Raw genomic sequence first — 21,600 nt, 5'->3', positions numbered from 1 at the left:
ATTCATCCTCAGTCCCTGTCATCCAGGCTTACGCGCAATAATCACCTGACTCTTGGCCACCACCGCGTCCAGCGCCTGCTTGATCTGCGCGCCGCGTGGCGAATTGAGCACCGCTTGCCAGGTGTCGGCCCAATGGTTGAGCAACGGGTGGTCGGCATTGCTGAAATCGACTTTCGCTTCCCAGAACAACAGCATCCACATCGACCAGTAGAAACCGTACTGGCTGTGGCTCAACACCTCCAGCCCGGCCTCGCTGACCATCGCCTTGAACTGCTCTTCACTGATGATGCGAATGTGGTTGGGCTTCTGGAAATACTCCGGCGCGGCGATGTCTTTTTGCAGATCTTCGGAGCTGGGGTGCGGCACGCTCAACAGGTACAGCGCGCCGGGCCGGCCGACCCGGACCAGCTCGGCGAGAAACTGCGCCGGGTCGTCGACATGCTCAATGACTTCCGTGGACACCACGCGGGTGACCGTACCATCGGCAATGGGCAGCGGGTTGCAGTCGGTCACATGGCATTCGACGTCACGCGCCGGAGTGTCGCTCAAGCGCTGGCGGGTGGCCTCGACCTTGGCCGCGTCGATGTCGGCGATGATGATCTTCGCCCCGCGCATGCCACAAAAATGCACGTTGCCACCGTCGCCGCAGCCAACGTCCAGCAATGTGTCCTCAGGCGCAACCGGGAAACCGCTGAACAGCTCTCCGGTTTGCTGATTGAACCAGCCGCTGAGCATCGCATCGTGCAGCCCGAGCATATAGGGATCGACCTTGTCGGCCGCTGGTGTTGCGGGCGCGGGCGTACCCGTGGTGAGTTTCTTCAAAAGGCTCAGCATGAAGGGGCTCCAGAGACGGGAAGGACGGGACGGGCGGCACGCAGGCGTTCAACCAGTTGAGCTCCGCGCTGGCGCATGGGCATTTCAACCATCCGGTAGTTGAGTTCGCTCAACAGCCCGATCAGCGTCAAGGCACAGGCAAGGGCCAGCCAGGGATCACTCGCCATGTCCGGCGACTCCAACGGGGCGAAACGAAACCACAGCTCGCGCAGCAGGAAAAACACCGGGATGTGGATCAGATAAATCCCGTAAGAGCGGCTGCCAACCCAGGTCAACGCGGTTTTCAAAGGGCTGCGGGGCAGGAGATAGTCCCGGTCATAGGAGGCCACCCATACCAGCACGGCACTGAGCAGCGCGATGACCCCAAGACGGTAGAACGACAGATTGAAGTGTTCAGTGGCAATCCACGCCATCACGCCCCCCAAAACGACGATCAGCAACATCCCCGCTCCGGGCCAGCGCAGCCACTTGGGCTCGAACCGCCCGTACCCGTGCCGCAAGCTCCAGATCGACAGCAGCACGCCGAGGGCCAGGGCGTCGGTGCGGATCACCGAGAGCCATACCGCACGCCAGGTGAAAAACTGTACCAGCACCACCGCCAGCAACACCCAGACCAGATACCGGCGCGAGACGAACACCAGCAGCGGCAGAATCAAATAGAACTGCTCTTCCAGCGAGAGCGTCCAGTAAACAAAGCTCGCACCATATTCATACCGCATGAATGCATCAGCAAAACGCAAATTGGCGAATTGCAGAAAACCGGCCAGGGTCGCCTGTACGTTGGCTTGCACACTGCCAAACGCACCGGAACGATTAAAAAACAACGCAGCCAGCAGCATCAGCAGCAACCAGAGCCACGCCGACGGCAGCAGGCGAAACGCCCGGCGAATCCAGAATTCGCGGGCGGTGGCCCAGAACTGCCGAGAATTGTCACAACCGCGCAGTTGCGGGATCAGACTGCGGCCAATGACAAAGCCCGATATCGCGAAGAACAGATCCACGCCCCACCATAGTTGGAAGCTACCGGAAAGAGCCGACAGACGCGGCCATCCGCCGGGAAACGGCATGCCTTGTACGTGATGAAACAACACGCCCATCACCGCAACGGCGCGCAACAACTCGATGTCCATGATTCGCTTGCTGCTCATGCTGAGCTCCGGGTGGCAGGATCAGGTTTGCGGGCAATGATGACCTGGCTCTTGGGCATGAATTGATCGAGGACCTGCTTGATCGCCAGGCCATCGGGTCGTGTCAGCACGCCCTGCCAGAGACTCGCCCAGCTCTCCATCAGCGGCGGGTAAGGCGCCTGGATCCGGTCACGCACCGCCCCCTCGAGGGCTCGTCCGGCCGCGCGTTCACTGGCCCAGAAAAAAATCATGCCCATGACCCAGAAAAAGCCGCTGGCCTGGCGATGCTCGATGACCAGCCCCGCGTCCTCCACCAATGCAGCGAATCGTTCGGCACTGAAAATCTGCACATGGTTGGGAGACTGGAAGTAACCCGGCGGTGCGATGCCCTGCTGTAAATGCTCACCCACCGGGGCCGGCACGCTGAGCAGGTACTGCGCCCCTGGCCGACCCATGCGCACCAGTTCGGCCATGAACGGCTCGGGTTGGTCGACATGCTCGAGCACTTCCATGCACACGATTTTGTCAGCGCAGCCATCGGCCAGCGGCAGCGGCAGGCTATTGCTGACCAGACCCAGAAACGGCGCGCGGGTCTGGGCCTCGACCTGACGGGCCAGGCTGCGCACCTTGTCGTGCTCGCTGTCGGTAAAAATCACTGAAGCGCCTTGGCGTACTGCAAACAAGGTCGCCACGCCCTCCCCGCAACCAACGTCCAACAAGGTGTCCTGGGCGGTGATAGCAAAGCCTTTGAGCAGCTCGCCGCTGTCGTTGAGAAACCAGCCGTCGAGCATTGCATCGTAGAGGCCCACGTCACGGGGCGACACGGCGCCAGTCGATGGCGGCGCGGCAGGTACGACGGGCGGCCTGAGCCACGCCAGCAACCGCCCGATCATGGCTGCTGCGCGTTCCGGCGACGCTCCAATACCTGTTCAAAAAACACCCGCAGACGCTGCTCGGCGTTGGCCTGGCTGCAGAACGTTTCCAGACTGCGCACGGCATGGGCCGACATGCGGCGATAACGCTCGGGGTCGTTTTTGGCCACGTCGTAGCTGGCGCGATAGGCCGAGCACAGCGAGTCCCAATCGGTGACATAGCGCAGGGTTCGAAACGCTGCACGCGGGTCGTGGGGCCAGGCAGTCAGTTCCTCGGTGCACTCGACGACGAAGGCATTGTCGTGGTCGATGTAATCGGCCATCGCCGTGTTCACGGGTGCAATCGCCGGCCGGCCGCAGGACATGAACTCCATCAGGGGCAAGCATTGGCCTTCGCCGCAAGAGCAGTTGACCACATAGCGAGTGGCCTCCACCAACCGCTCGTAGTCCGCGTCCGCCAGGTAACCGTGGATCAGCACGATGCGGCAACGGTATGACTGGTTCTTGTAGACATGGTGCAGCATGTCGTTGAGAGCGGCGGTGACGTCGTGGTGGGTCAGCTTGAGTACCAGCGTTGCGTCAGGAACGTCGCGGAACGTCGCGCAAAATGCGCTTATCATGTCCTTCCAGTTCTTGCGTCCATCGTAAGGGTTGAAGACCGACGTATACACCACTCCGTCCAGAAGCAGCTCGCAATCCTGGGCCGGCGCATCAAAAACCAGCGCCGTACCGGCCTGGTGCACTGGCGGGCCGTAGGGCCGCAGGTCGACGGTGCGGCTGTCGATCAACAGCCCGCGCAACTGCAGTCGCATGTGATCGACCGTAGGTCGCTGGGCCAGCATCGCACCGCGCGTGTAAAACCGGTCCCATACCGGAGCGGCAATGGCGACGATGGGGAAGTCCGCCCCCATTACCTCCCGCACGGCGTGGACGGTGAAGCTGGAATGGGTAATCGCCATGCCGGTCGCGCCAAGGACCACTCGCCAGTCGTGCCGCGGCTCACCCTGCCAGCTTTCGGTTGGAATGGTGCTGAACTCCCAGGCGAAGACGGGAATCGTCGGGCAGGCGTAGTGGGCATCTGTGCGATGGGGCGGGGAAAAGGACAGGAAGACACAATCCTCGCCGCGCCCCAGGCAATCGGCATATAGCTGATCGACTTCTTCTTCCGGCCGGGTCACTTCAATGACGTGTCCCAGCCGCTCCAGTACCGGGCGAAACTCCTTGAGCACGAAGTAATAGCTGTATTCGGGTTTGCCGAGGTTCGCCAGAATGTTGCTCTGATTGGTTTCCGAATAAACGATGATCAGCATGATGTGGAGCCCACCTGGGCCAGCAGCGGCGCATTCTCGGCACGGCCTTGCGGGGCCAGGAAATCCACCAGGCGCTGCTGCACCGGGGTAAAACCGCAATAGCGACGCATGCGCTCATTCGCCGCCACCGCCATGGCCTGGTAGGCCTGCGGCTGATGCCGGGCCATGGCGTAGCTCTGTTGGTAAGCAAGTTTCAGCGATCCCCAGTCGGGCCGATGGCGCAGGGTGCGGTACAAAATGCGCGAATCTTCCGGCCAGATGGTGGGTTCATGGCTGGATTTGACGATAAAGGCCACCTCGCTATCGATGTAGTCACGCATCGCCGTGTGGTCCGGCGCGATGGCCGGGCGCGCGCAAGACATGAACTCCATCAGCGGCAGGCACAAGCCTTCGCAGCGCGAAGCATTGACGTAAAAACTCGCCGCACCGTACAACCGGGCGAATTGTTCGTCCTCCAAATAGCCATGCATCACCACTACCCGACAGCTGAACGGCGATAGCTGGGACAGCAGCGTGAGCAACTCGACGTAGTAGGTCGACAGGTCGTTCTGGGTCATTTTCAGCACCAGCGTGGCGTCCTCGACGTCCCGCAGCGCCCAACAAAATGCCGTGATCAAGTGATGCCAGTTCTTGCGACCGTCATCGGGGTTGAACACGCTGACATAGACCACCCCGCTGACTTGGGTTTCCACCACCCGATGGGTATCCGGCAGCACCGCTTGGGGATGTTCCGGTGACGCCGACTCTGGAGTGGACTCGACGACACCTGGCACAGGCCGCGTCGGGCCTCTCATCAGTCGGCTCACCAAAATGCGCACCGGCACTGGCACCAGGTCGCGAACCGCTTCGCGATACCAGCACAACAGATTGTGCTTGATCAGCCACAACGGCCCTTGGGTAGCCTTTGCGGTCAAGGCGCGCAGCACTTCGCGCAGGTAATGCCGGGAGATGAAAGCGCGGCGCCGCCACGTCAGGGCCGCAGGTTCGCTGGACGCCCTCCCCGATGCCCCTTCGGCAAGCGGAGCGATCAAGCCATCTGCCGACAGCCCAAGGGGGCGGCTGTCGATGATGCAGCCCTTGATCTGCAGGAGCGTGCCCGGATTGACCGGTGTGATGGGATATTGCTCACGAACCGCAGCGAAGCGTTCCCACAGCGGCGTGGGCAAGACCAGCACCGGGAAATCCTCGCCCAACGTACGACGGATCGCCTCGGCCGTGTGGCTGGACAGGGTAATCACCCGGCCATGGCGCGCCAGCGTGCGGCTCCAGTCATGGCGCAGGTCGTCATCCCAGTGCTCGGCCGGGATCGAGTCGAACTCCCAGGCCACCACGCAGACCATGGGGCACAACAGATCGACGGGCGTCTTGTGGGGAGGTGAAAACGAGAGAAACAGACAGTCCTGCCCCGCCTGCTGCAACGTTTGATAGAGCGGATCGACCTCGGCGACCGATGACACCACATGCACCCGGCCCAGGCTTTCCAGCACGGGGCGATAAGCCTTGAGCACGAAGTAATAACTGTACTCAGGGCGGCCGAGGCTCTGGCTGATGGAGTGATCGTTTACGTCCGAGTAAAGAATGAAATTCATGGCATCCCATCATGGAGCGGCCATCCCGGCGACTCCACCTCATGACGGTCGACTCACGAACCGGCCCGGCCAGGAGGCCGTTGCTCGTCGATTGTCTGCGTACCCGTCTCGTTCTTGTTTTTAGTGGCCCTTGCCCCGTGGTTCGACTTGAAATCGACATCGCAGGGATCGTGACAAGGGGCATTCTAACCACATCAACCAAGGGTTCGTGAACAGGCGAATGAGAATAAACCGGCTATAAATATGAGAACTGACCGGTCACGATTTACATGGTTGAAATTGCTTCGAAATTGGCACAGATTGGCAACCAAACAACTACAACAAACGCTTCGTCTGGGCTGACTTTCAACTGGGTTTCTCCGAACTTACGGAAATATCCTACTCAGATCCGCACCAGACGAAGTTTGCATCGAGAGGGCTGGTGCTTGAAAAAACGTCTGTTCGTAACAGGCCTCGGCGGTTTCGTAGGACGCCACATCAAATCTCGCCTGGATGCCCCCAATTCCAGTTGGCAGGTGATGTCCGTCCCAAGCCGTTATGACCTGACAGACGGTAGATCCCTGGAAGGTCTCTGGCCCGAGATCCCCGATGCCGTGATCCACCTGGCAGGCCAGACATTCGTTCCCGAAGCCTTTCGCGATCCGGCCCGCACCCTGCAAATCAACCTGCTTGGCACCTTGAATCTTCTCCAGGCCCTCAAGGCCCGGGGGTTCACCGGAACATTTCTGTATGTCAGCTCTGGTGATGTGTATGGCCAGGTCAATGAAACCCAGCTCCCCATTACCGAACTGCACGCCCCTGCCCCGCGCAACCCCTATGCCGTCAGCAAGCTGTCAGCCGAACTGCTGAGCCTGCAATGGGGCATGAGCGAAGGCTGGCCGGTACTGGTAGCCCGCCCTTTCAACCACATCGGCACCGGTCAGAAAGACAGCTTCGTCATCGCCAGCGCGGCCCGGCAGATCAGCCGCATCAAGCTGGGCCTGCAATCGGCCCAGTTGCAAGTGGGCGATATCGATGTCACCCGCGACTTTCTTGACGTAGGCGATGTGATTTCAGCCTACCTGGCGTTGCTGGATCACGGCGCGCCGGGGCAGACCTACAACATCTGCTCGGGTCACGAGCAAAGCATTCGCAGCCTGATCGAACAATTGGGCGACATCGCCCAGGTCGATGTGCAATTGATCCAGGACCCTGCGCGTCTTCGCCGCGCAGAACAGCGTCGCGTCTGCGGTAGCCCTGCCAAGCTACGCCAGGCCACGGGATGGACGCCTGAAACAACAACACAACAATCCTTGCGGGCGATCCTGTCCGACTGGGAGATACGGGTACAACAAGAATGAAAAGTGCATTGATCACAGGGATCACCGGCCAGGACGGCGCGTATCTGGCCAAGTTACTGCTCGACAAGGGTTACAAAGTTCATGGCCTGGTGGCCCGACGAAGCAGCGATTCGCGCTGGCGGCTACGCGAGACCGGGATCGAGAACGACATTGTTTACCTGGACGGCGACATGGCCGATGCCTGCTCGGTACAACGCGCCGTGATCAAGTCAGCGCCGGACGAGGTGTATAACCTGGCCGCGCAGAGTTTCGTCGCCGCTTCATGGAACCAGCCGGTGACCACGGGAATCGTCGATGGCCTCGGGGTGACCCACCTGCTCGAAGGCATTCGCCAGTTCAGCCCTCAAACCCGTTTCTACCAGGCGTCCACCAGCGAAATGTTTGGCCTTATCCAGGCCGAGCAGCAGGATGAGCACACCCCGTTCTATCCACGCAGCCCCTATGGCGTGGCGAAACTGTACGGCCACTGGATCACCGTCAATTACCGCGAAAGCTTCGGTCTGCACGCCAGCAGCGGCATTCTTTTCAATCATGAATCGCCCCTGCGCGGCATCGAATTCGTGACGCGCAAAGTCACCGACGCTGCTGCGCGCATCAAGCAAGGCAAACAGCAGGAGTTACGCCTGGGCAATATCGACACCAAGCGCGACTGGGGTTTTGCCGGCGATTATGTCGAAGCCATGTGGCTGATGTTGCAACAGGACAAACCCGACGATTACGTGGTTGCCACAGGCGTGACCACCACTGTGCGCGAGATGTGCAGGATAGCCTTCGAGCATGTGGGCCTGGACTACCGTGACTTCGTGAAGATCGACCCGGCGTTTTTCCGCCCGGCTGAGGTGGACGTGTTGCTCGGCAACCCGGCCAAGGCCCAACGGGTTCTTGGCTGGAAACCCCGGACCGACCTCGACACCCTGATCCGCATGATGATGGATGCGGACATGAAACGCGTCGCCAAGGAGTAGGCCATGCTGATTCCCATGATTCTCTCCGGCGGTGCCGGCACGAGGTTGTGGCCGATGTCCCGCGAGGGCCATCCCAAACCCTTCATGATCCTGCCTGACGGCCAGTCGCTGCTGAGCAAGACCTACCGACGCGCCGCCGGGTTGTTCGACGGCCGCGGCGACATCGTTACCGTGACCAATCGCGAGTATTACTTTCAGAGCCGCGACCACTACCAAAGCGCACATCTGGCACGCCATCGCGGCCATTTCGTACTTGAACCGACAGGCCGCAACACCGCGCCGGCCATCGCTACGGCGACGCTCGCGGTGCAAGCCCTGCACGGTGACGATGCCATCCTGATGGTGATGCCCGCAGACCACCTGATCCAGAACGAGGCGGCCTTCAAGGCTAGCGTGGAGCATGCCACGCAACTGGCCAAAAGCGGTTATCTGGTGACCTTCGGTGTACTGCCCACGACACCCGAAACCGGCTTCGGTTATATAGAACGGGGTAAACCCCTGGATACCCAGGGCGCTGCCAAGGTCGTGCGCTTCGTCGAAAAACCCGACCTGCAAACCGCAACACACTATCTGGAAAGCGGCCGTTTCCTGTGGAACTCGGGCATGTTCTGTTTTTCAGTCAAAACCCTGTTGGCGGAATTGCAGAACCACGCCCCGGCGTTGCTGGAACAGGCTCGCGCCTGCATAGCCGCGAGCACGGCCGTGGAGACATCAGGTTGCGTACAACAGGAACTGTCCGCCGCGCATTTTTCCGAAATGCCGGACATCTCCATCGACTACGCCTTGATGGAGCGCTCCAGTAATGTGGTGGTGGTCCCTGCCGCATTCGACTGGAGCGACATCGGCTCCTGGAGTGCCGTCGCCGATCTGGTGCCCGCCGATGCACAGAACAACCGCGTCAGCGGTGAGGCGTTGTTCATCGACAGCCAGAACAACTATGTCCAGAGTGAGGGACGGTTGGTGGCCGCGCTGGGTGTGGAAAACCTGATCATCATCGACACCGCCGACGCCATCCTCGTCGCCCATTCCGACCGGGCCCAGGATGTGCGCCGCGTCGCGCGCCAGCTCAAGGACAAGGAACACGAAGCCTATCGCCTGCATCGCACGGTCAGCCGTCCATGGGGCAGCTACACCGTGCTGGAACAAGGCCCGCGCTTCAAGATCAAGCGCATCGTGGTCAAGCCAGGCGCGGCGCTGTCCCTGCAAATGCATCATCATCGCAACGAACATTGGGTGGTCGTCGAAGGCATGGCCAAGGTCACCAACAATGGCTCGGAGGCTCATCTGGTGGCCAAGAACGAATCGACGTTCATCCCCGCCGGGCACCGCCATCGGCTGGAGAACCCCGGTGTCATCGATCTGGTGATCATCGAAGTCCAGAGCGGTGAGTACCTGGGAGAAGACGACATCGTGCGCTTCGAGGATCACTACGGCAGGGCCGTCTGATGTTGCTGACCTTGCACCGTGCGCTGTGGAGCTACCGCGGTTTTGTCCTCGGCAGCGTCAAGCGCGAATTCCAGGCGCGCTATCGCAACTCTTTGTTCGGCGCGTTGTGGACCGTGCTCAACCCGCTGTCGATGATCCTCGTCTACACCGTGATTTTTTCCCACATCATGCGCGCCCGCCTGCCGGGGGTGGACGATGGCATGGCCTACAGCGTTTACCTCTGCGCCGGGCTGCTGACCTGGGGGTTCTTCGCCGAGATCACGACCCGCAGTCAGGGCATGTTTCTGGAAAACGCCAATCTGCTGAAGAAGATCAGCTTTCCCAGGATCTGCCTGCCGGTGATTGTGCTGTTCAACGCCGGGATCAACTTCGCGATCATCCTCGGCCTTTTTCTCGGTTTCCTGTTGATCACCGGCCGCTGGCCAGGGATGACGTTGCTGGCGCTGGTGCCATTGCTGGCCCTGCAGGTGATGTTCGCTGCCGGGCTGGGCATGTTGCTGGGGATTCTCAATGTGTTCTTTCGCGATGTCGGGCAACTGTTCGGCATTTGCCTGCAATTCTGGTTCTGGCTGACGCCCATTGTTTACCCGATGACCATCCTTCCGCCGTCGATCCAGCAACTGCTGGCCCTCAACCCCATGACAGCGCTGATGCAGAGTTACCAGAATCTGTTTCTCTACAACCAGTGGCCGGTCTGGAGTTCGCTGACACCGCTGTTGGTCATCGGTCTACTGATGTGCGTCACCGGTTTGCGGATGTTTCGACGCCGCGGCGGTGAAATGGTGGATGAACTCTGATGGGGCATTTACGCGTCAGTGGCCTGGGCAAGGCCTACAAGCAGTATCCGAACCGCTGGAGCCGGTTGTTCGAATGGCTGATTCCCTTTTCCCGCCCGCGTCATCAATTGCACTGGGTCCTGCAGGGCGTCGATTTCGAGATCCAGCCCGGTGAAGCCGTCGGCATCGTCGGGGTCAACGGCGCGGGCAAAAGCACGTTGCTCAAAATGATCACCGGCACCACCCAACCCACCTGCGGCCACATTCAATTGCGTGGCCGCGTCGCGGCGTTGCTGGAGCTGGGCATGGGGTTCCACCCGGACTTCACCGGCCGCCAGAACGCTTTCATGGCCGGGCAGTTGCTGGGCATGCAGGTGGAGGAAATCGAATCGTTGATGCCTGAGATCGAAGGTTTTGCCGAAATCGGCGCGGCCATCGACCAGCCGGTACGCACCTATTCCAGTGGCATGCAAATGCGCCTGGCCTTCAGCGTCGCCACGGCCCGCCGCCCGGATATCTTGATCGTCGATGAAGCCCTGTCGGTGGGTGACGCCTACTTCCAGCATAAAAGCTTTGAGCGCATCCGCAGTTTTCGCAAGGCCGGTACGACGCTGCTGATCGTGTCCCACGACCGCTCGGCGATTCAGTCGATCTGCGACACCGCCATCCTGCTGGAGCACGGGCGCATGGCCATGCGCGGCAAGCCGGAAGAGGTGATGGATTATTACAACGCGATGCTGGCCCAGCGCGAGGGCCAGATCGTCCGCCAGGAAATGCTCGCCAACGGCCAGGTACGTACCATCTCCGGCACCGGCGAGGCCGGCATTGTTGATGTACAGCTGTTGAACAGTCAGGGCCAGCCGGTGGAAGTGGCCGAAATCGGCCAGCCGATGGTGTTGCAGGTGCGGGTCGAAATCCGCCAGGACATCGAGCGGCTGGTGCTGGGTTTCCTGATCAAGGACCGCCTCGGCCAGCCCATGTACGGCATCAACACCCATCGCCAGGATAAAGCCGTGACCGACCTCAAGGCCGGCGAACACGTCACCTTCCGTTTCAGTTTCGACATGCGCCTGGGCAAGGGCAATTACTCTGTCGCGCTGAGCCTGTCCCGACTGGATTCGCACCTGGACCGCAACTTCGAATGGCGCGACTACGGGCTGGTGTTCCACGTCATCAACAATCGCCAGGAAGATTTCGTTGGCTGTTCGTGGCTGCAGGCCCGCACCAGCATCCAGCGCACGGCATTACCAGCGGTTGAGGAACTGACGCAAAAGGAACTGCCATGACTCGCCTGCTGATGGAATGCACCTACGTGTATGAACATCCCAGAGCCAATTCCGGGATTCAGCGAGTAGTGCGCAACGTTATCCGCGAGCTGCCGGCCAGAGAGGCAGAGCACGAATGCATCCCCGTTGTGATACTGCGGGGCAAGTTGTACGAAGTGAAGAGCCTCGCCCCGTTGCCCTCCAGGGGGCTGGATCTGGTCAGCCTGCGGGTACGGCTGGAGCAATTCGCCAGCCTGTTCTGGCTCAGGCATCGAACGCTCGAACGGCGACGCCCCTTCAGCCAGTCGCGATGGGCGCGCCACGCGTTGTACTTCGGCTGCCGGCTGTTTGCCCTGGGCTTTCTGAGCATTCCGATCCGGGTGCTCGATCGCTTGCTCAAACGCCAGCACGTCCCGACGCGCTGCGTACCATTGCAGCACCGGCCCGGCGATCAGCTGGTGTTGCTGGACTCTTCCTGGCACGCCGATTTCTTTCCTCTGGCCGAACAGCTCAAGCGCGATGGGGTCGGGATTGTATCGGTGATCTACGACCTGATTCCCCTGACCCATCCGCAGTACTGCGACGCCGGCCTGGTCAAGGTATTCAATCATTGGTTCGACTGGATTGCCCGCACCGCTGACGGTTACATCGCGATCTCCAGCACCATCCGTGATCAGGTTCGGCTGGAGATGGAGCAGCGCGTTGGCGAACAGCAGGTGAGTGAACGTTGGTTCGACTATTTCCACTTGGGCAGCGAACTGGATTTGGCGGATGCCACCAGCGCCATCGACAGCAAACTGCTGCGAGTATTCACCCAGCCCGAACCGGTGTTCCTGATGGTCAGCACCATCGAACCACGCAAGAACCACGCTTACCTGCTCGATGCGTTCGAACGCGCCTGGGCTGCCGGCTCAAAGGCAAGGTTATGCATCGTCGGAAAAATTGGCTGGAAATGTGAGGACTTGATCGAGCGCATAAAACGTCACCCGCAACTCAACAGCCGCCTGTTTATGTTCAACAATCTTTCGGACCATAGCCTGGAACACGCTTACCAAAATGCCACTGCGCTGGTGTTCCCCTCCTACGTTGAAGGCTTTGGTCTGCCGCTGGTGGAGGCCATGCAACGCGGCTTGCCGGCGATGGGCAGCGACATTGAGGTATTTCGAGAAATCGGCGGTGAATTCATGGCCTATTTCAATCTCGAAGATCCCCAGAGCCTGGCAGACCTGGTGACCGGTATGGAAAACAGCGGGGTTTTCCCGGCCAGTCTTCCCCTCGATAAATGGCACTGGCTGAGCTGGCGCCAGGCCAGTGCGCAATTGGTGGAGCGAATCGAGCGACACATCGATGAAGTGATCCTCGACAGGGAAACCGCATGCGAATAGCTCTGAACGCCCGGATTCTCCAGGCGCCACGCACCGGCATCGGCCATTACGTGGCGGAACTGGCTACTGCCCTGGCCCAGGAGCCGGATGTACAGCTGTCATTGTTCCACGGCTGGGGCTGGAGCTCGCAGTTGCCGCAAGCGGCCACGCCAGGTTACTCGCGGCTTACACCTTTGCTGCGCCAAGTACCGGGGGCCTATCGGGCGCGGCGCTGGCTGGAACAAAAACGCTTCGATCAGGGCCGTTCCCGCGCCATCGACCTGTATCACGAACCGAGCCTGTGGCCCCTGGCCTTCGAAGGGCCGACGGTGATGACGCTGCATGACCTGACGCACCTGCGCTACCCCGAGACGCAACCACCGGCACGACTGAGGGAAATCGAGCGTCGGCTCAGCCGTGCGGTAGAGCAGTCGCAGCTGATTCTGACGGACTCGCAGTTCATCGCCGATGAAGCCCGAGAACACTTCGGCCTTTGCGCGGAACGCTTGAGAGTCGCCCCGCTGGGGGCTGCTGCACGTTTCCATCCACGCGAACCCGAAGCCATCGATGGGGTTCTCAAAGCCCATGGGCTGGAAGCGGGCCGATATTTTCTGTGTGTCGGCACCCTGGAGCCACGCAAGAACCTGTCGCTGGCCCTGCGCGCCCACGCCAGGCTACCCGAATCCGTCCGTCAGACTTTCCCTTTGTTCATCGTAGGAATGAGCGGATGGCAGCGCGCACAACTCAGCGACGAGTTGAAAAATGCCCTGGCCGGAGGTCATGTTTGTCTCGCGGGCTACTTGCCCGACGAACAGGTTGCCCAGCTATTGGCAGGGGCACGTGCACTGATTTTTCCGTCGCGCTATGAAGGCTTTGGCCTGCCGGTGCTCGAAGCCATGGCCAGCGGCACCCCGGTGATTACCACTCGCTGCTCGGCGATGCCGGAAGTGGCGGGGGCGGCCGGCAATTATTGCGACCCCGACGATCCCCAAGGCATGCGCGAAGCCATGGGCCAGTTGATCGAAGATCGCCTGCATTGGCAGGCGTGTCGTGAAGCCGGGTTGCAACAAGCAGCGCTTTTTTCCTGGCAACGGTGTGCACAGGTGACCGCCCAGGCGTATCGCCAGGTTCTGGGAGGTTGAATGCGAGTCCTGCACTTTTACAAAACCTATCTGCCTGACTCCATGGGCGGCATCGAACAGGTTATTTTCCAGCTGTGCGACAGCAGTGACCGATTGGGCATCGATAACACCGTGCTGACGCTGAGCAACGATCCAGCGCCGGGTCCGATCAGCATCCGACAGCATAAGGTTCATCAGGCCCGGATGGACTTCCAACTGGCCTCCACCGGGTTTTCCTACAGTGTTTTCAAGAAATTCCGCGAGCTGGCTGCCGAAGCAGACGTAATCAACTACCACTTCCCCTGGCCATTCATGGACCTGGTGCATTTTTGCAGCGCACTGAAAAAACCCTATGTGGTCACCTACCATTCGGACATCGTGCGTCAGCGGCACCTGCTGAAACTGTATCGCCCCCTGATGCGACGCTTCTTGAACGGCGCGGATCGCATCGTCGCGGCATCACCTAACTATGTGCATACCAGCGACGTGCTCAAGGAGTACCGCGATAAGACCCAGGTCATTACCTATGGCTTGAACAAAGCCAGTTATCCACAGCGTGACGCTGAACGCATCGCACAGTGGAAGGCGAAATTGGGCGAGCGCTTCTTTCTGTTCGTGGGGGTGATGCGTTATTACAAGGGCCTGCACATTCTGCTCGACGCCCTCAAAGGCGTGGATTATCCGGTGGTCATCGTCGGTGCAGGCCCGCTGGAGAAAGAACTGCATGCCCAGGCACAGGCGCTGGGCCTGCGCAACCTGCACTTCCTCGGACGCCTGGGCGATGAAGACAAGGTGGCATTGCTGGAGCTGAGCTACGCCATCGTGTTCCCCTCACACCTGCGCTCTGAAGCGTTTGGCATCTCCCTGCTCGAAGGCGCGATGTATGGTAAACCGATGATCTCCAGCGAGATCGGCACCGGCACCAGCTACATCAATATCCACAATGAAACCGGCCTGGTGGTGCCCCCCAGCAACCCCGAAGCTTTCCGGGAAGCGATGCGTACCCTGTGGGACAACCCGGCACAGGCCAGGGAAATGGGCATCAGGGCCGAAGAGCGTTACCGGCAGTTGTTCACCTCCGAGGAGATGGGCCGCAAATGGCTGCAACTGTATGAGGCGTTGCTGGAGCAAAAGGCGCTTTCCTACGCGTAACACTCGCCGATGAGGCGAGTGGATAAATCCCCTCGCCTCAAGGCGGCTCAGTGCATTTCAGACGTGCTGTTGCAACCCGGCAACCGTACGCGGCATACCGACGAACCCGGGCAAGGCCTCGATCCGCCCCAGCCATGCACGTACGTGGGGGTAGTCTTCCAGCGACACATTGCCCTCCGGGGCATGGGCGATGTAGCTGTAGCCGGCAACATCGGCAATCGTCGCAACGTCACCTGTCAGATACGCGCTGCTGCTCAAGTGTTGATCAATGACCTTGAGCAGGCTGTGGGAACGGGCGATCACCTCCTCTGCGTTGTAAGGCGCGCCGAATACCGTAATCAATCGCGCCGCGGCCGGCCCCGCATGGAGCGGCCCGGCCGCCACCGACAACCAGCGCTGCACCCGGGCGACGCCGACCGGATCCGTTGGCAGCCAGTGGCCCTTGCCATACTTGCTTGCCAGGTACACCAGGATGGCGTTGGAATCGGCCAGCACCATACCGTCATCGTCAATGACCGGGACTTGGCCAAAGGCATTAATGGCCAGGAAATCTGCCTGTTTTTGTTCGCCTTTGGCCAGGTCAACAAAAACCACCTCGACGGGCAACCCGAGCAAGGAAAGCATCAACTGAACGCGATGCGCGTGGCCGGAAAGCGGAAAGTGATAAAGCTTGATGGGATTCATGGTCGACTCCGTTGCAAGTGACGCCATCAGCAGAACGGCGTCGATGGGGTCATCTTCCGCTTCGACTGAAGACTAGAGAATCACCCGAATATGCAATCCATTGTTTCAAACAGCGAAACAATGTCTCAGCCTTTCAAGTCCGGGTGCTCACGCAATGCACGGACGGTAAAGTCAACAAAACTGCGTACTCGCGCCGGCGCTTTGCGTCCACCTTGGTACACCACATGGATCGGCAGGGGCGGCAGTTCGAAGTCAGCCAGAACGATCTCCAGTTCCCCGTTGGCAACGTTGCCCGCCACCTGATAAGACAAGACCCGAGTCAACCCCAACCCCTGACAGGCAGCCGTGATTGCGGCCTGGTTGGCCGTGACCACCAGTCTCGGCGCGGGTCGCACAGAGAGCGGTTGCCCTGCGTCGATGAACGTCCAGTTTCTGATCTGACCGGTGGCCGATGAGGCGACTACCGGCATGTGCTCCAGATCCTGCGGGTGTGCGGGTCGGCCATGGCGAGCGAAGAGATCGGGGGAACCGCAAACCACCCGTCGTACTTCACCCACACGCACGGCGTGCTGACTGCTGTCGGGCAACTCGCCAATGCGTATGGCAATGTCGATGCCCTCCTCGACCATGCTGACGATACGGTCCAGCAATAAGGCATTGATGCCGACCTCGGGGAATTGCTGCAGGTAATCGACCAGCACCGGCGTGACAAACAACTGACCAAACAGCACCGGGGCGGTAATCGTCAATTGCCCGCGGGGCTGGGCGTGACTGCCGACCGCTGAATCCTCGGCTTCCTGCAAATCCGCCAGAATTCGGCGGCAGTCCTCGAGAAAGCGCTGGCCCGCTTCGCTCAGGTATACGTTGCGGGTGGTGCGCACCAGCAAGGGCGTACCGATACGCTGCTCCAACGCCGCCACGGCGCGTGTGACGCTGGCCGCCGACAGGCCCAGGCGTCGCGCAGCCGCCGAGAAACCGGAGTCCTGGGCCACGGCGACAAAAACCTGCATTTCCTGAAACCTGTCCATTCATCCCCCAATGAGAAACCTTGATACAAGTTGGCTGCGCACCTCAAATCAGCGCCGCACCGCCATTGTAGGGGGCTACGCCAGCGAACCACAGCGCAACGCGATAGGGCATCGGCACATCGACCCGGTCAATTGCGACTATGCTTGGTACCATCGAGCATACTTTCATGACAACTTAATGACTCGAACCATGGCGTAGGTCTTGTGGACACGGGCTTGCTCGCAAGCCCGTGTCCACAAGATGCGTGCCTGACTGGCGTCCATCGGAAGGCCCCTTTTTGTGAATGTTTTTTACCGCGGCTTCACGCCCCCCCTTGCCCCCCTCATCGCCCTGGCCGGATGTGTATTAATCATCCCCATGGGCCTGCGCCTCTCGCTGGGATGGTCCGATCCGCTGGGCTATCTGTCTGACCTGGGCATGGGCGGGTTGCTGATCGTGCTGCTTTACCGTCGTCCCTGGTGGGTGGCATTACCCATTTTGCTGATCTGGAGCATGCTGACGCTGGCCAGCATCGAACTGGTCAGCGCTGTCGGGCGCATGCCCACCCCATCGGACCTGCATTACCTGACCGACCCGCAATTCGTCGAAAACTCCACCAGCGGCGGCTTCGCCCATCCCTGGCTGGCAGGGGTGCAACTGGCCGCGTTGATGGTCTGGCTGATCGTCCAATGGCCCCGCCGGTTGTATATGGCGCCTCGCTTGCCGCGCCACGCCTGGGCGCTGCCGGTAGTGCTTTTGCTGAGCCACAGTGTGGTGCAAACCTGGCGACCCAGTGAGGCAGACCAATGGAACCTGTTCAATCTTCCCCACCAACTCGTCACGGCGGCCGTTGCCGCCGGGCAGGATCGTACCCAGCTATGGCTTGAAGATGATGCAGTGGTTCAAACCCCGCCCATGGAGGGGCTTACCCGGCTCGATCTTGAAGGCCAGAAAATCCTGCCTACACCGGGCCGGGCCCGCAACGTCCTGATCATCACCCTGGAAGGCGTTCCCGGCGCCTACGTGGGCGTCAACCGTCAGGCCCTGAAAAGCAGCTATCAGGAGGACCTGATGCCGCACCTCAGTGCCTGGGCCAAGCGAGGCATGAATACACCCGATTATGTCCTGCACAACCATCAGACCATTCGTGGTCTGTATTCGATGCTGTGTGGCGACTACGACAAATTCGACGACGGCACGCCCAAAGGCGTCGAGATGTTGAACCTGAGCCGGCGCAACCAGGCCTGCCTGCCGGCCCAGTTGCGCCGCAACGGGTTCTCCACGCACTTCCTGCAAGGTGCGGGCCTGCGGTTCATGGCCAAGGACCGGATCATGCCGCACATCGGCTTCGACACCACCCTGGGCATGGACTGGTTCACCAAACCTGCCTATCTGGAATTCCCTTGGGGCAAGGACGACAAGACATTCTTCGAGGGCGCGCTGGATTACGTCGGGCAACTGCAAAAGGCAAAGAAGCCCTGGATGCTTACGCTGCTGACGGTGGGCACGCACCAGCCCTACTCAGCGCCGGATGACTACCTGCAACGCTACGACACCACCAAGCAGGCGGCCGTCGGTTACCTGGATGACGCACTGGACAGCTTCATGTCGGGGCTGGAACGCCAAGGCGTGCTGAAAGACACCCTGGTGATCATCACCTCGGACGAATCCCACGGCATCGACGATGTACGCCTGGCGTCATCCTGGGGTTTCAACCTGACGTTGGCACCAGAGCCATTGCCCCAGGTCAAGTCGGGAGTCTACGGTCATGTGGACCTGAGCGCCTCGGTCCTCGATTACTTCGGTTTCAAAGTGCCCAAGTCATTGTCCGGTCGCTCGTTGTTCCGGGACTACGCAACGGGCCGGGAAATCATGTCGTTCACCAACGGCAAGCTGCGCTACCACGATGGCAAGAGCACTTTCACCGAATGCGATTTCCTGCAGCGCTGCCGCTATTACACCAGCGAAGGTTTCATCACGGAGCGCGCCACTTACGGCGGGCAATACAGCGGTCAACGGGCCAGGTTGATCAGCGCACGGGCCACGGCCCTGGACCGCACCCTGCTCCATACACCGCTCAACCAGCATTATCAGTTTGGCAGCGCCGATCAAATCCCGCTTCCGGCCCAGATCACCAACGACTGGACCGACAACCTGATCGGTGCCCAATACCTGGAGATGCCCAAGGGCTCACAGACCCGCGTCAGCCTGACCATCCGCGCCCTGGGTCCGGACAATGCGGCCTATATTTCCCTCAAGGCCAAAGAGTTCGAGCAGGATGTAGCGATCGACCTGCCGACGGAAGTGGCGGTGACGCCCGAACAGCCGCTGGTGATGAATATCCGTTTCGATAACCCGCAACCCCGCAAGGCCTTCTCTTTCCATCTGCTGGGGCACGGGGTGGGCGCCATCGAAATCAGTGACTTCAGTGTCGTGACCGAACTGCCGGAGCAGACAGAACCCTCGGATTACCTGAACCTCGTCCAGGAAGACAGTGACGCCCAGTCCAGTTGAATGAAATCGCGCAGCCAATGACCTACGCTGCGCCTTACATCGTCCTGGGCTGAATTGATCAATGAAGCAGGCTAATCCAGCAACCCATGCAGCTTGGCGTACTGCAACAGCATGATGGTCTTGCCGTCGCAGATATCCCCGGTTTCGATCATGCCCAGCGCCTTGTCGAGAGACATCTCCAACACTTCGATCTCCTCGCCCTCGGCTTCCAGCCCGCCGCCCTCATGCTGTTTATCTTCGTCGAAGTATTCGCCGACAAAAAAATGCAGGCGTTCTGTCACCGACCCTGGGCTCATGAATGCCTCGAACACCTTGCGTACATCCTGGACGATATAGCCGGTTTCCTCTTGGGTTTCCTTGCGGATGCAGGTGTGCGGGTCGTCGTTATCCAGCAGGCCGGCACAGGTTTCGATCAACAGACCATCGTGGTCATTGACGAAGGCCGGGAAGCGGAACTGCCGGGTCAGCACCACGGTTTGCTTGGCCTTGCTGTACAACAGGATGGTCGCGCCGTTGCCCCGATCGTAGGTCTCGCGGGCCAGTTCGCGCCACTGGCCATCGCGGCCGAGGTAGTCGTAGGTGGTTTTGCGCAGCACGTACCAGTTGTCCGAGAGCACTTCGACTTTCTTGATGCGCACGCGATCTTTGGTGTTTGCCTGTGTCATTCAGCCGTTCCATATCCAGTGTCTGAAAGCGGCAGAGTGGCCCTAAAGGCCGACGGCCTGCCATGGTTGAGGCAGGCTAGCAGAGGCAGGATCGATCACTCCAGCCCGGTGGCAAACACCTTGCCGGGGTTCATCAACCCGGTCGGATCCAGCGTGTGCTTGATGGCACGCATCAACTCGATCTCCAGCGGATCCTTGAAATGGGCCGCCGCGTCCGGCTTGGCTTGCCCCAGACCATGTTCGGCACTGATGCTGCCATTGAAAGCGCTCGTCATCTGGTAGATGACCTGCATGATCGCTTGTTCCTGGGCCTTGAACGGGGCATCGGCATGCCCCAGCGGCTTGCTGATGTTGTAGTGCAGGTTGCCATCACCCATGTGACCGTAGGAAACAATGCGAACGCCGGGAAACGCCTGTTGCAAGGCGCTATCGGTACGCTCGATGAACGCCGGAATCTGGCTGACGGGCACGCTGATGTCATGCTTGAGGCTTGGACCTTCATGATTCTGCGCCTCGGAAATACCTTCGCGCAGAGCCCACAATGCCGCAGCCTGAGTCTGGTTGCTGGCGATCACGGCATCGATCACCCACCCGGTCTCAAATGCATGGCCCAGGCCGCTTTCCAGCAACAGGTCCAAAGGTGCGTCGGGCACCGTGTCGCGCAATTCGATCAGGGCGTACCACGGGTGCGGCCCTTGCAAGGGGTCACTGCAACCGGCCACATGATCCAGGACGAACTCCAGGCTCTGGCGCGACATCATCTCAAAGCCCGTCAGACGGTCGGCGCAGAGGCTGCGAACATGCCCGATCAAGTCCACCGCGGCCTGCGGCGTGGGCAGTGCGACCCAAGCGGTGGCCGTGCTATGGGTGGCCGGAAACAACTTGAGTACCGCCGCCGTGATAATCCCAAGCGTACCTTCCGAGCCAATGAATAGATGCTTGAGGTCGTAGCCGGTGTTGTCTTTGCGCAAACCTCGCAAGCCGTGCCAGACACGTCCATCCGGCAATACCACCTCAAGCCCAAGGGTCAGCTCGCGCATGTTGCCGTAACGCAGCACGGCCGTGCCGCCGGCATTGGTGGCCAGATTGCCGCCCACCGTGCAACTGCCTTCGGCCCCCAGTGACAGCGGGAACAAGCGACCGGCCTGGCTAGCGGCTTCTTGCAACTGCCGCAGAATCACCCCGGCCTCGACCGTTATGGTTTCATTGGCCAGGTCGATTTCGCGGATGCGCTTCATCCGAGTCAAGGACAGCACCACCTGACGACCAGACGAATCCGGGATCGAGCCGCCGCACAATCCGGTATTGCCGCCCTGCGGCACCAAGGCAACCCCGGCGTCATGGCAAAGCCGCACCACCGCCGCCACTTCTTCGGTTGTGGCCGGGCGCACCACCAGTGCGGCCCGGCCTTGGTAAGCGTTACGCCAGTCAGTCAGGTAGCTGTGCATAAGTTCAGGATCACGCACCAGCCCCGCCGCGCCGACCACTTGCTCGACGCTTTGGATCAACGTCTCCCAGGCCATCGGGTCGAGATCGGCCGAAGAGAGAGAATTGAGGTTTTGCATGAC

18 protein-coding genes are annotated in these 21,600 nt (G+C 60.4%); 9 read left to right on the top strand and 9 right to left on the bottom strand.

Annotated features, from left to right (window positions below; genetic code table 11):
- Window positions 1–18 precede the first annotated feature (18 nt).
- Genes BW979_RS03590 through BW979_RS03570 form a run of 5 tightly spaced genes read right to left on the bottom strand, consistent with a single transcriptional unit; the run spans window position 19 to window position 5,732 of the window.
- A complete protein-coding gene (locus tag BW979_RS03590) occupies window positions 19–834 on the bottom strand; it encodes a class I SAM-dependent methyltransferase (RefSeq protein WP_076383181.1) in 816 nt (271 codons plus the stop codon).
- Entirely contained in the window at window positions 828–1,982 is a 1,155-nt protein-coding gene (locus BW979_RS03585) for an acyltransferase family protein (RefSeq protein ID WP_076383180.1), read from the bottom strand. The genes BW979_RS03590 and BW979_RS03585 overlap by 7 nt, the downstream gene beginning before the upstream one ends.
- Complete coding sequence (locus BW979_RS03580; RefSeq protein WP_076383179.1) at window positions 1,979–2,854, bottom strand: class I SAM-dependent methyltransferase; 876 nt, start codon at window positions 2,852–2,854, stop codon at window positions 1,979–1,981. The genes BW979_RS03585 and BW979_RS03580 overlap by 4 nt, the downstream gene beginning before the upstream one ends.
- Window positions 2,851–4,143, bottom strand: coding sequence for a glycosyltransferase (locus BW979_RS03575; protein WP_076383178.1), 1,293 nt, complete (start codon window positions 4,141–4,143; stop codon window positions 2,851–2,853). Before BW979_RS03575 ends, BW979_RS03580 begins: the two co-directional genes overlap by 4 nt.
- Entirely contained in the window at window positions 4,137–5,732 is a 1,596-nt protein-coding gene (locus BW979_RS03570; RefSeq protein ID WP_076383177.1) for a glycosyltransferase, read from the bottom strand. Before BW979_RS03570 ends, BW979_RS03575 begins: the two co-directional genes overlap by 7 nt.
- A gap of 425 nt (window positions 5,733–6,157) precedes the next feature.
- Between BW979_RS03570 and BW979_RS03565 the strand changes: the two genes are divergently transcribed.
- The 8 genes from BW979_RS03565 to BW979_RS03530 are packed head-to-tail and all read left to right on the top strand — an operon-like array spanning window position 6,158 to window position 15,161.
- Complete coding sequence (locus tag BW979_RS03565; RefSeq protein WP_076383176.1) at window positions 6,158–7,072, top strand: GDP-mannose 4,6-dehydratase; 915 nt, start codon at window positions 6,158–6,160, stop codon at window positions 7,070–7,072.
- Complete coding sequence (gene gmd, locus BW979_RS03560) at window positions 7,069–8,037, top strand: GDP-mannose 4,6-dehydratase (RefSeq protein WP_047226665.1); 969 nt, start codon at window positions 7,069–7,071, stop codon at window positions 8,035–8,037. Before BW979_RS03565 ends, gmd begins: the two co-directional genes overlap by 4 nt.
- Before the next feature lie 3 nt (window positions 8,038–8,040).
- Window positions 8,041–9,483, top strand: a complete 1,443-nt coding sequence (locus BW979_RS03555) for a mannose-1-phosphate guanylyltransferase/mannose-6-phosphate isomerase (protein WP_076383175.1) — start codon at window positions 8,041–8,043, stop codon at window positions 9,481–9,483.
- A complete protein-coding gene (locus BW979_RS03550) occupies window positions 9,483–10,280 on the top strand; it encodes an ABC transporter permease (RefSeq protein ID WP_047226663.1) in 798 nt (265 codons plus the stop codon). Before BW979_RS03555 ends, BW979_RS03550 begins: the two co-directional genes overlap by 1 nt.
- Complete coding sequence (locus tag BW979_RS03545) at window positions 10,280–11,545, top strand: ABC transporter ATP-binding protein (protein WP_047226662.1); 1,266 nt, start codon at window positions 10,280–10,282, stop codon at window positions 11,543–11,545. Before BW979_RS03550 ends, BW979_RS03545 begins: the two co-directional genes overlap by 1 nt.
- A complete protein-coding gene (locus tag BW979_RS03540) occupies window positions 11,542–12,909 on the top strand; it encodes a glycosyltransferase family 4 protein (RefSeq protein ID WP_076383174.1) in 1,368 nt (455 codons plus the stop codon). The genes BW979_RS03545 and BW979_RS03540 overlap by 4 nt, the downstream gene beginning before the upstream one ends.
- Entirely contained in the window at window positions 12,900–14,030 is a 1,131-nt protein-coding gene (locus BW979_RS03535; RefSeq protein WP_076383173.1) for a glycosyltransferase family 4 protein, read from the top strand. Before BW979_RS03540 ends, BW979_RS03535 begins: the two co-directional genes overlap by 10 nt.
- Complete coding sequence (locus BW979_RS03530) at window positions 14,031–15,161, top strand: glycosyltransferase family 4 protein (protein ID WP_076383172.1); 1,131 nt, start codon at window positions 14,031–14,033, stop codon at window positions 15,159–15,161.
- A gap of 57 nt (window positions 15,162–15,218) precedes the next feature.
- On the opposite strand, the gene BW979_RS03525 is transcribed toward BW979_RS03530, so the two are convergent.
- Both BW979_RS03525 and BW979_RS03520 read right to left on the bottom strand, forming a co-directional pair.
- A complete protein-coding gene (locus tag BW979_RS03525) occupies window positions 15,219–15,845 on the bottom strand; it encodes a glutathione S-transferase family protein (RefSeq protein ID WP_076383171.1) in 627 nt (208 codons plus the stop codon).
- A gap of 125 nt (window positions 15,846–15,970) precedes the next feature.
- Window positions 15,971–16,873, bottom strand: coding sequence for a LysR family transcriptional regulator (locus BW979_RS03520; protein ID WP_076383170.1), 903 nt, complete (start codon window positions 16,871–16,873; stop codon window positions 15,971–15,973).
- A 280-nt stretch (window positions 16,874–17,153) separates the two neighbouring features.
- On the opposite strand from BW979_RS03520, the gene BW979_RS03515 reads away from it, so the two are divergent.
- On the top strand, window positions 17,154–19,367 hold the full coding sequence (locus tag BW979_RS03515) for an LTA synthase family protein (protein WP_172833781.1): 2,214 nt from the start codon (window positions 17,154–17,156) through the stop codon (window positions 19,365–19,367).
- Window positions 19,368–19,438: 71 nt separating this feature from the next.
- Here the strand turns inward: BW979_RS03515 and nudK are convergent, their stop codons facing one another.
- Both nudK and BW979_RS03505 read right to left on the bottom strand, forming a co-directional pair.
- Window positions 19,439–20,032, bottom strand: coding sequence for a GDP-mannose pyrophosphatase NudK (nudK, locus tag BW979_RS03510; protein WP_076383168.1), 594 nt, complete (start codon window positions 20,030–20,032; stop codon window positions 19,439–19,441).
- 95 nt (window positions 20,033–20,127) lie between these two features.
- A complete protein-coding gene (locus BW979_RS03505; RefSeq protein ID WP_076386513.1) occupies window positions 20,128–21,555 on the bottom strand; it encodes an FAD-binding oxidoreductase in 1,428 nt (475 codons plus the stop codon).
- Window positions 21,556–21,600 lie beyond the last annotated feature (45 nt).

Origin of the sequence: Pseudomonas sp. A214, from assembly GCF_900156295.1 — a bacterium.
Classification (GTDB): Bacteria; Pseudomonadota; Gammaproteobacteria; order Pseudomonadales; family Pseudomonadaceae; genus Aquipseudomonas; species Aquipseudomonas rhizophila.
Note: the sequence above shows the minus strand (reverse complement) of the source record. Positions and strands in the feature narration are given on the sequence as shown.

Coding starts and splice junctions, on each gene's coding strand:
- BW979_RS03590 (WP_076383181.1), bottom strand. CDS start 834: ATGCTGAGCCTTTTGAAGAAACTCACCACGGGTACGCCCGCGCCCGCA.
- BW979_RS03585 (WP_076383180.1), bottom strand. CDS start 1,982: ATGAGCAGCAAGCGAATCATGGACATCGAGTTGTTGCGCGCCGTTGCG.
- BW979_RS03580 (WP_076383179.1), bottom strand. CDS start 2,854: ATGATCGGGCGGTTGCTGGCGTGGCTCAGGCCGCCCGTCGTACCTGCC.
- BW979_RS03575 (WP_076383178.1), bottom strand. CDS start 4,143: ATGCTGATCATCGTTTATTCGGAAACCAATCAGAGCAACATTCTGGCG.
- BW979_RS03570 (WP_076383177.1), bottom strand. CDS start 5,732: ATGAATTTCATTCTTTACTCGGACGTAAACGATCACTCCATCAGCCAG.
- gmd (WP_047226665.1), top strand. CDS start 7,069: ATGAAAAGTGCATTGATCACAGGGATCACCGGCCAGGACGGCGCGTAT.
- BW979_RS03555 (WP_076383175.1), top strand. CDS start 8,041: ATGCTGATTCCCATGATTCTCTCCGGCGGTGCCGGCACGAGGTTGTGG.
- BW979_RS03550 (WP_047226663.1), top strand. CDS start 9,483: ATGTTGCTGACCTTGCACCGTGCGCTGTGGAGCTACCGCGGTTTTGTC.
- BW979_RS03545 (WP_047226662.1), top strand. CDS start 10,280: ATGGGGCATTTACGCGTCAGTGGCCTGGGCAAGGCCTACAAGCAGTAT.
- BW979_RS03540 (WP_076383174.1), top strand. CDS start 11,542: ATGACTCGCCTGCTGATGGAATGCACCTACGTGTATGAACATCCCAGA.
- BW979_RS03535 (WP_076383173.1), top strand. CDS start 12,900: ATGCGAATAGCTCTGAACGCCCGGATTCTCCAGGCGCCACGCACCGGC.
- BW979_RS03530 (WP_076383172.1), top strand. CDS start 14,031: ATGCGAGTCCTGCACTTTTACAAAACCTATCTGCCTGACTCCATGGGC.
- BW979_RS03525 (WP_076383171.1), bottom strand. CDS start 15,845: ATGAATCCCATCAAGCTTTATCACTTTCCGCTTTCCGGCCACGCGCAT.
- BW979_RS03520 (WP_076383170.1), bottom strand. CDS start 16,873: ATGGACAGGTTTCAGGAAATGCAGGTTTTTGTCGCCGTGGCCCAGGAC.
- nudK (WP_076383168.1), bottom strand. CDS start 20,032: ATGACACAGGCAAACACCAAAGATCGCGTGCGCATCAAGAAAGTCGAA.
- BW979_RS03505 (WP_076386513.1), bottom strand. CDS start 21,555: ATGGCCTGGGAGACGTTGATCCAAAGCGTCGAGCAAGTGGTCGGCGCG.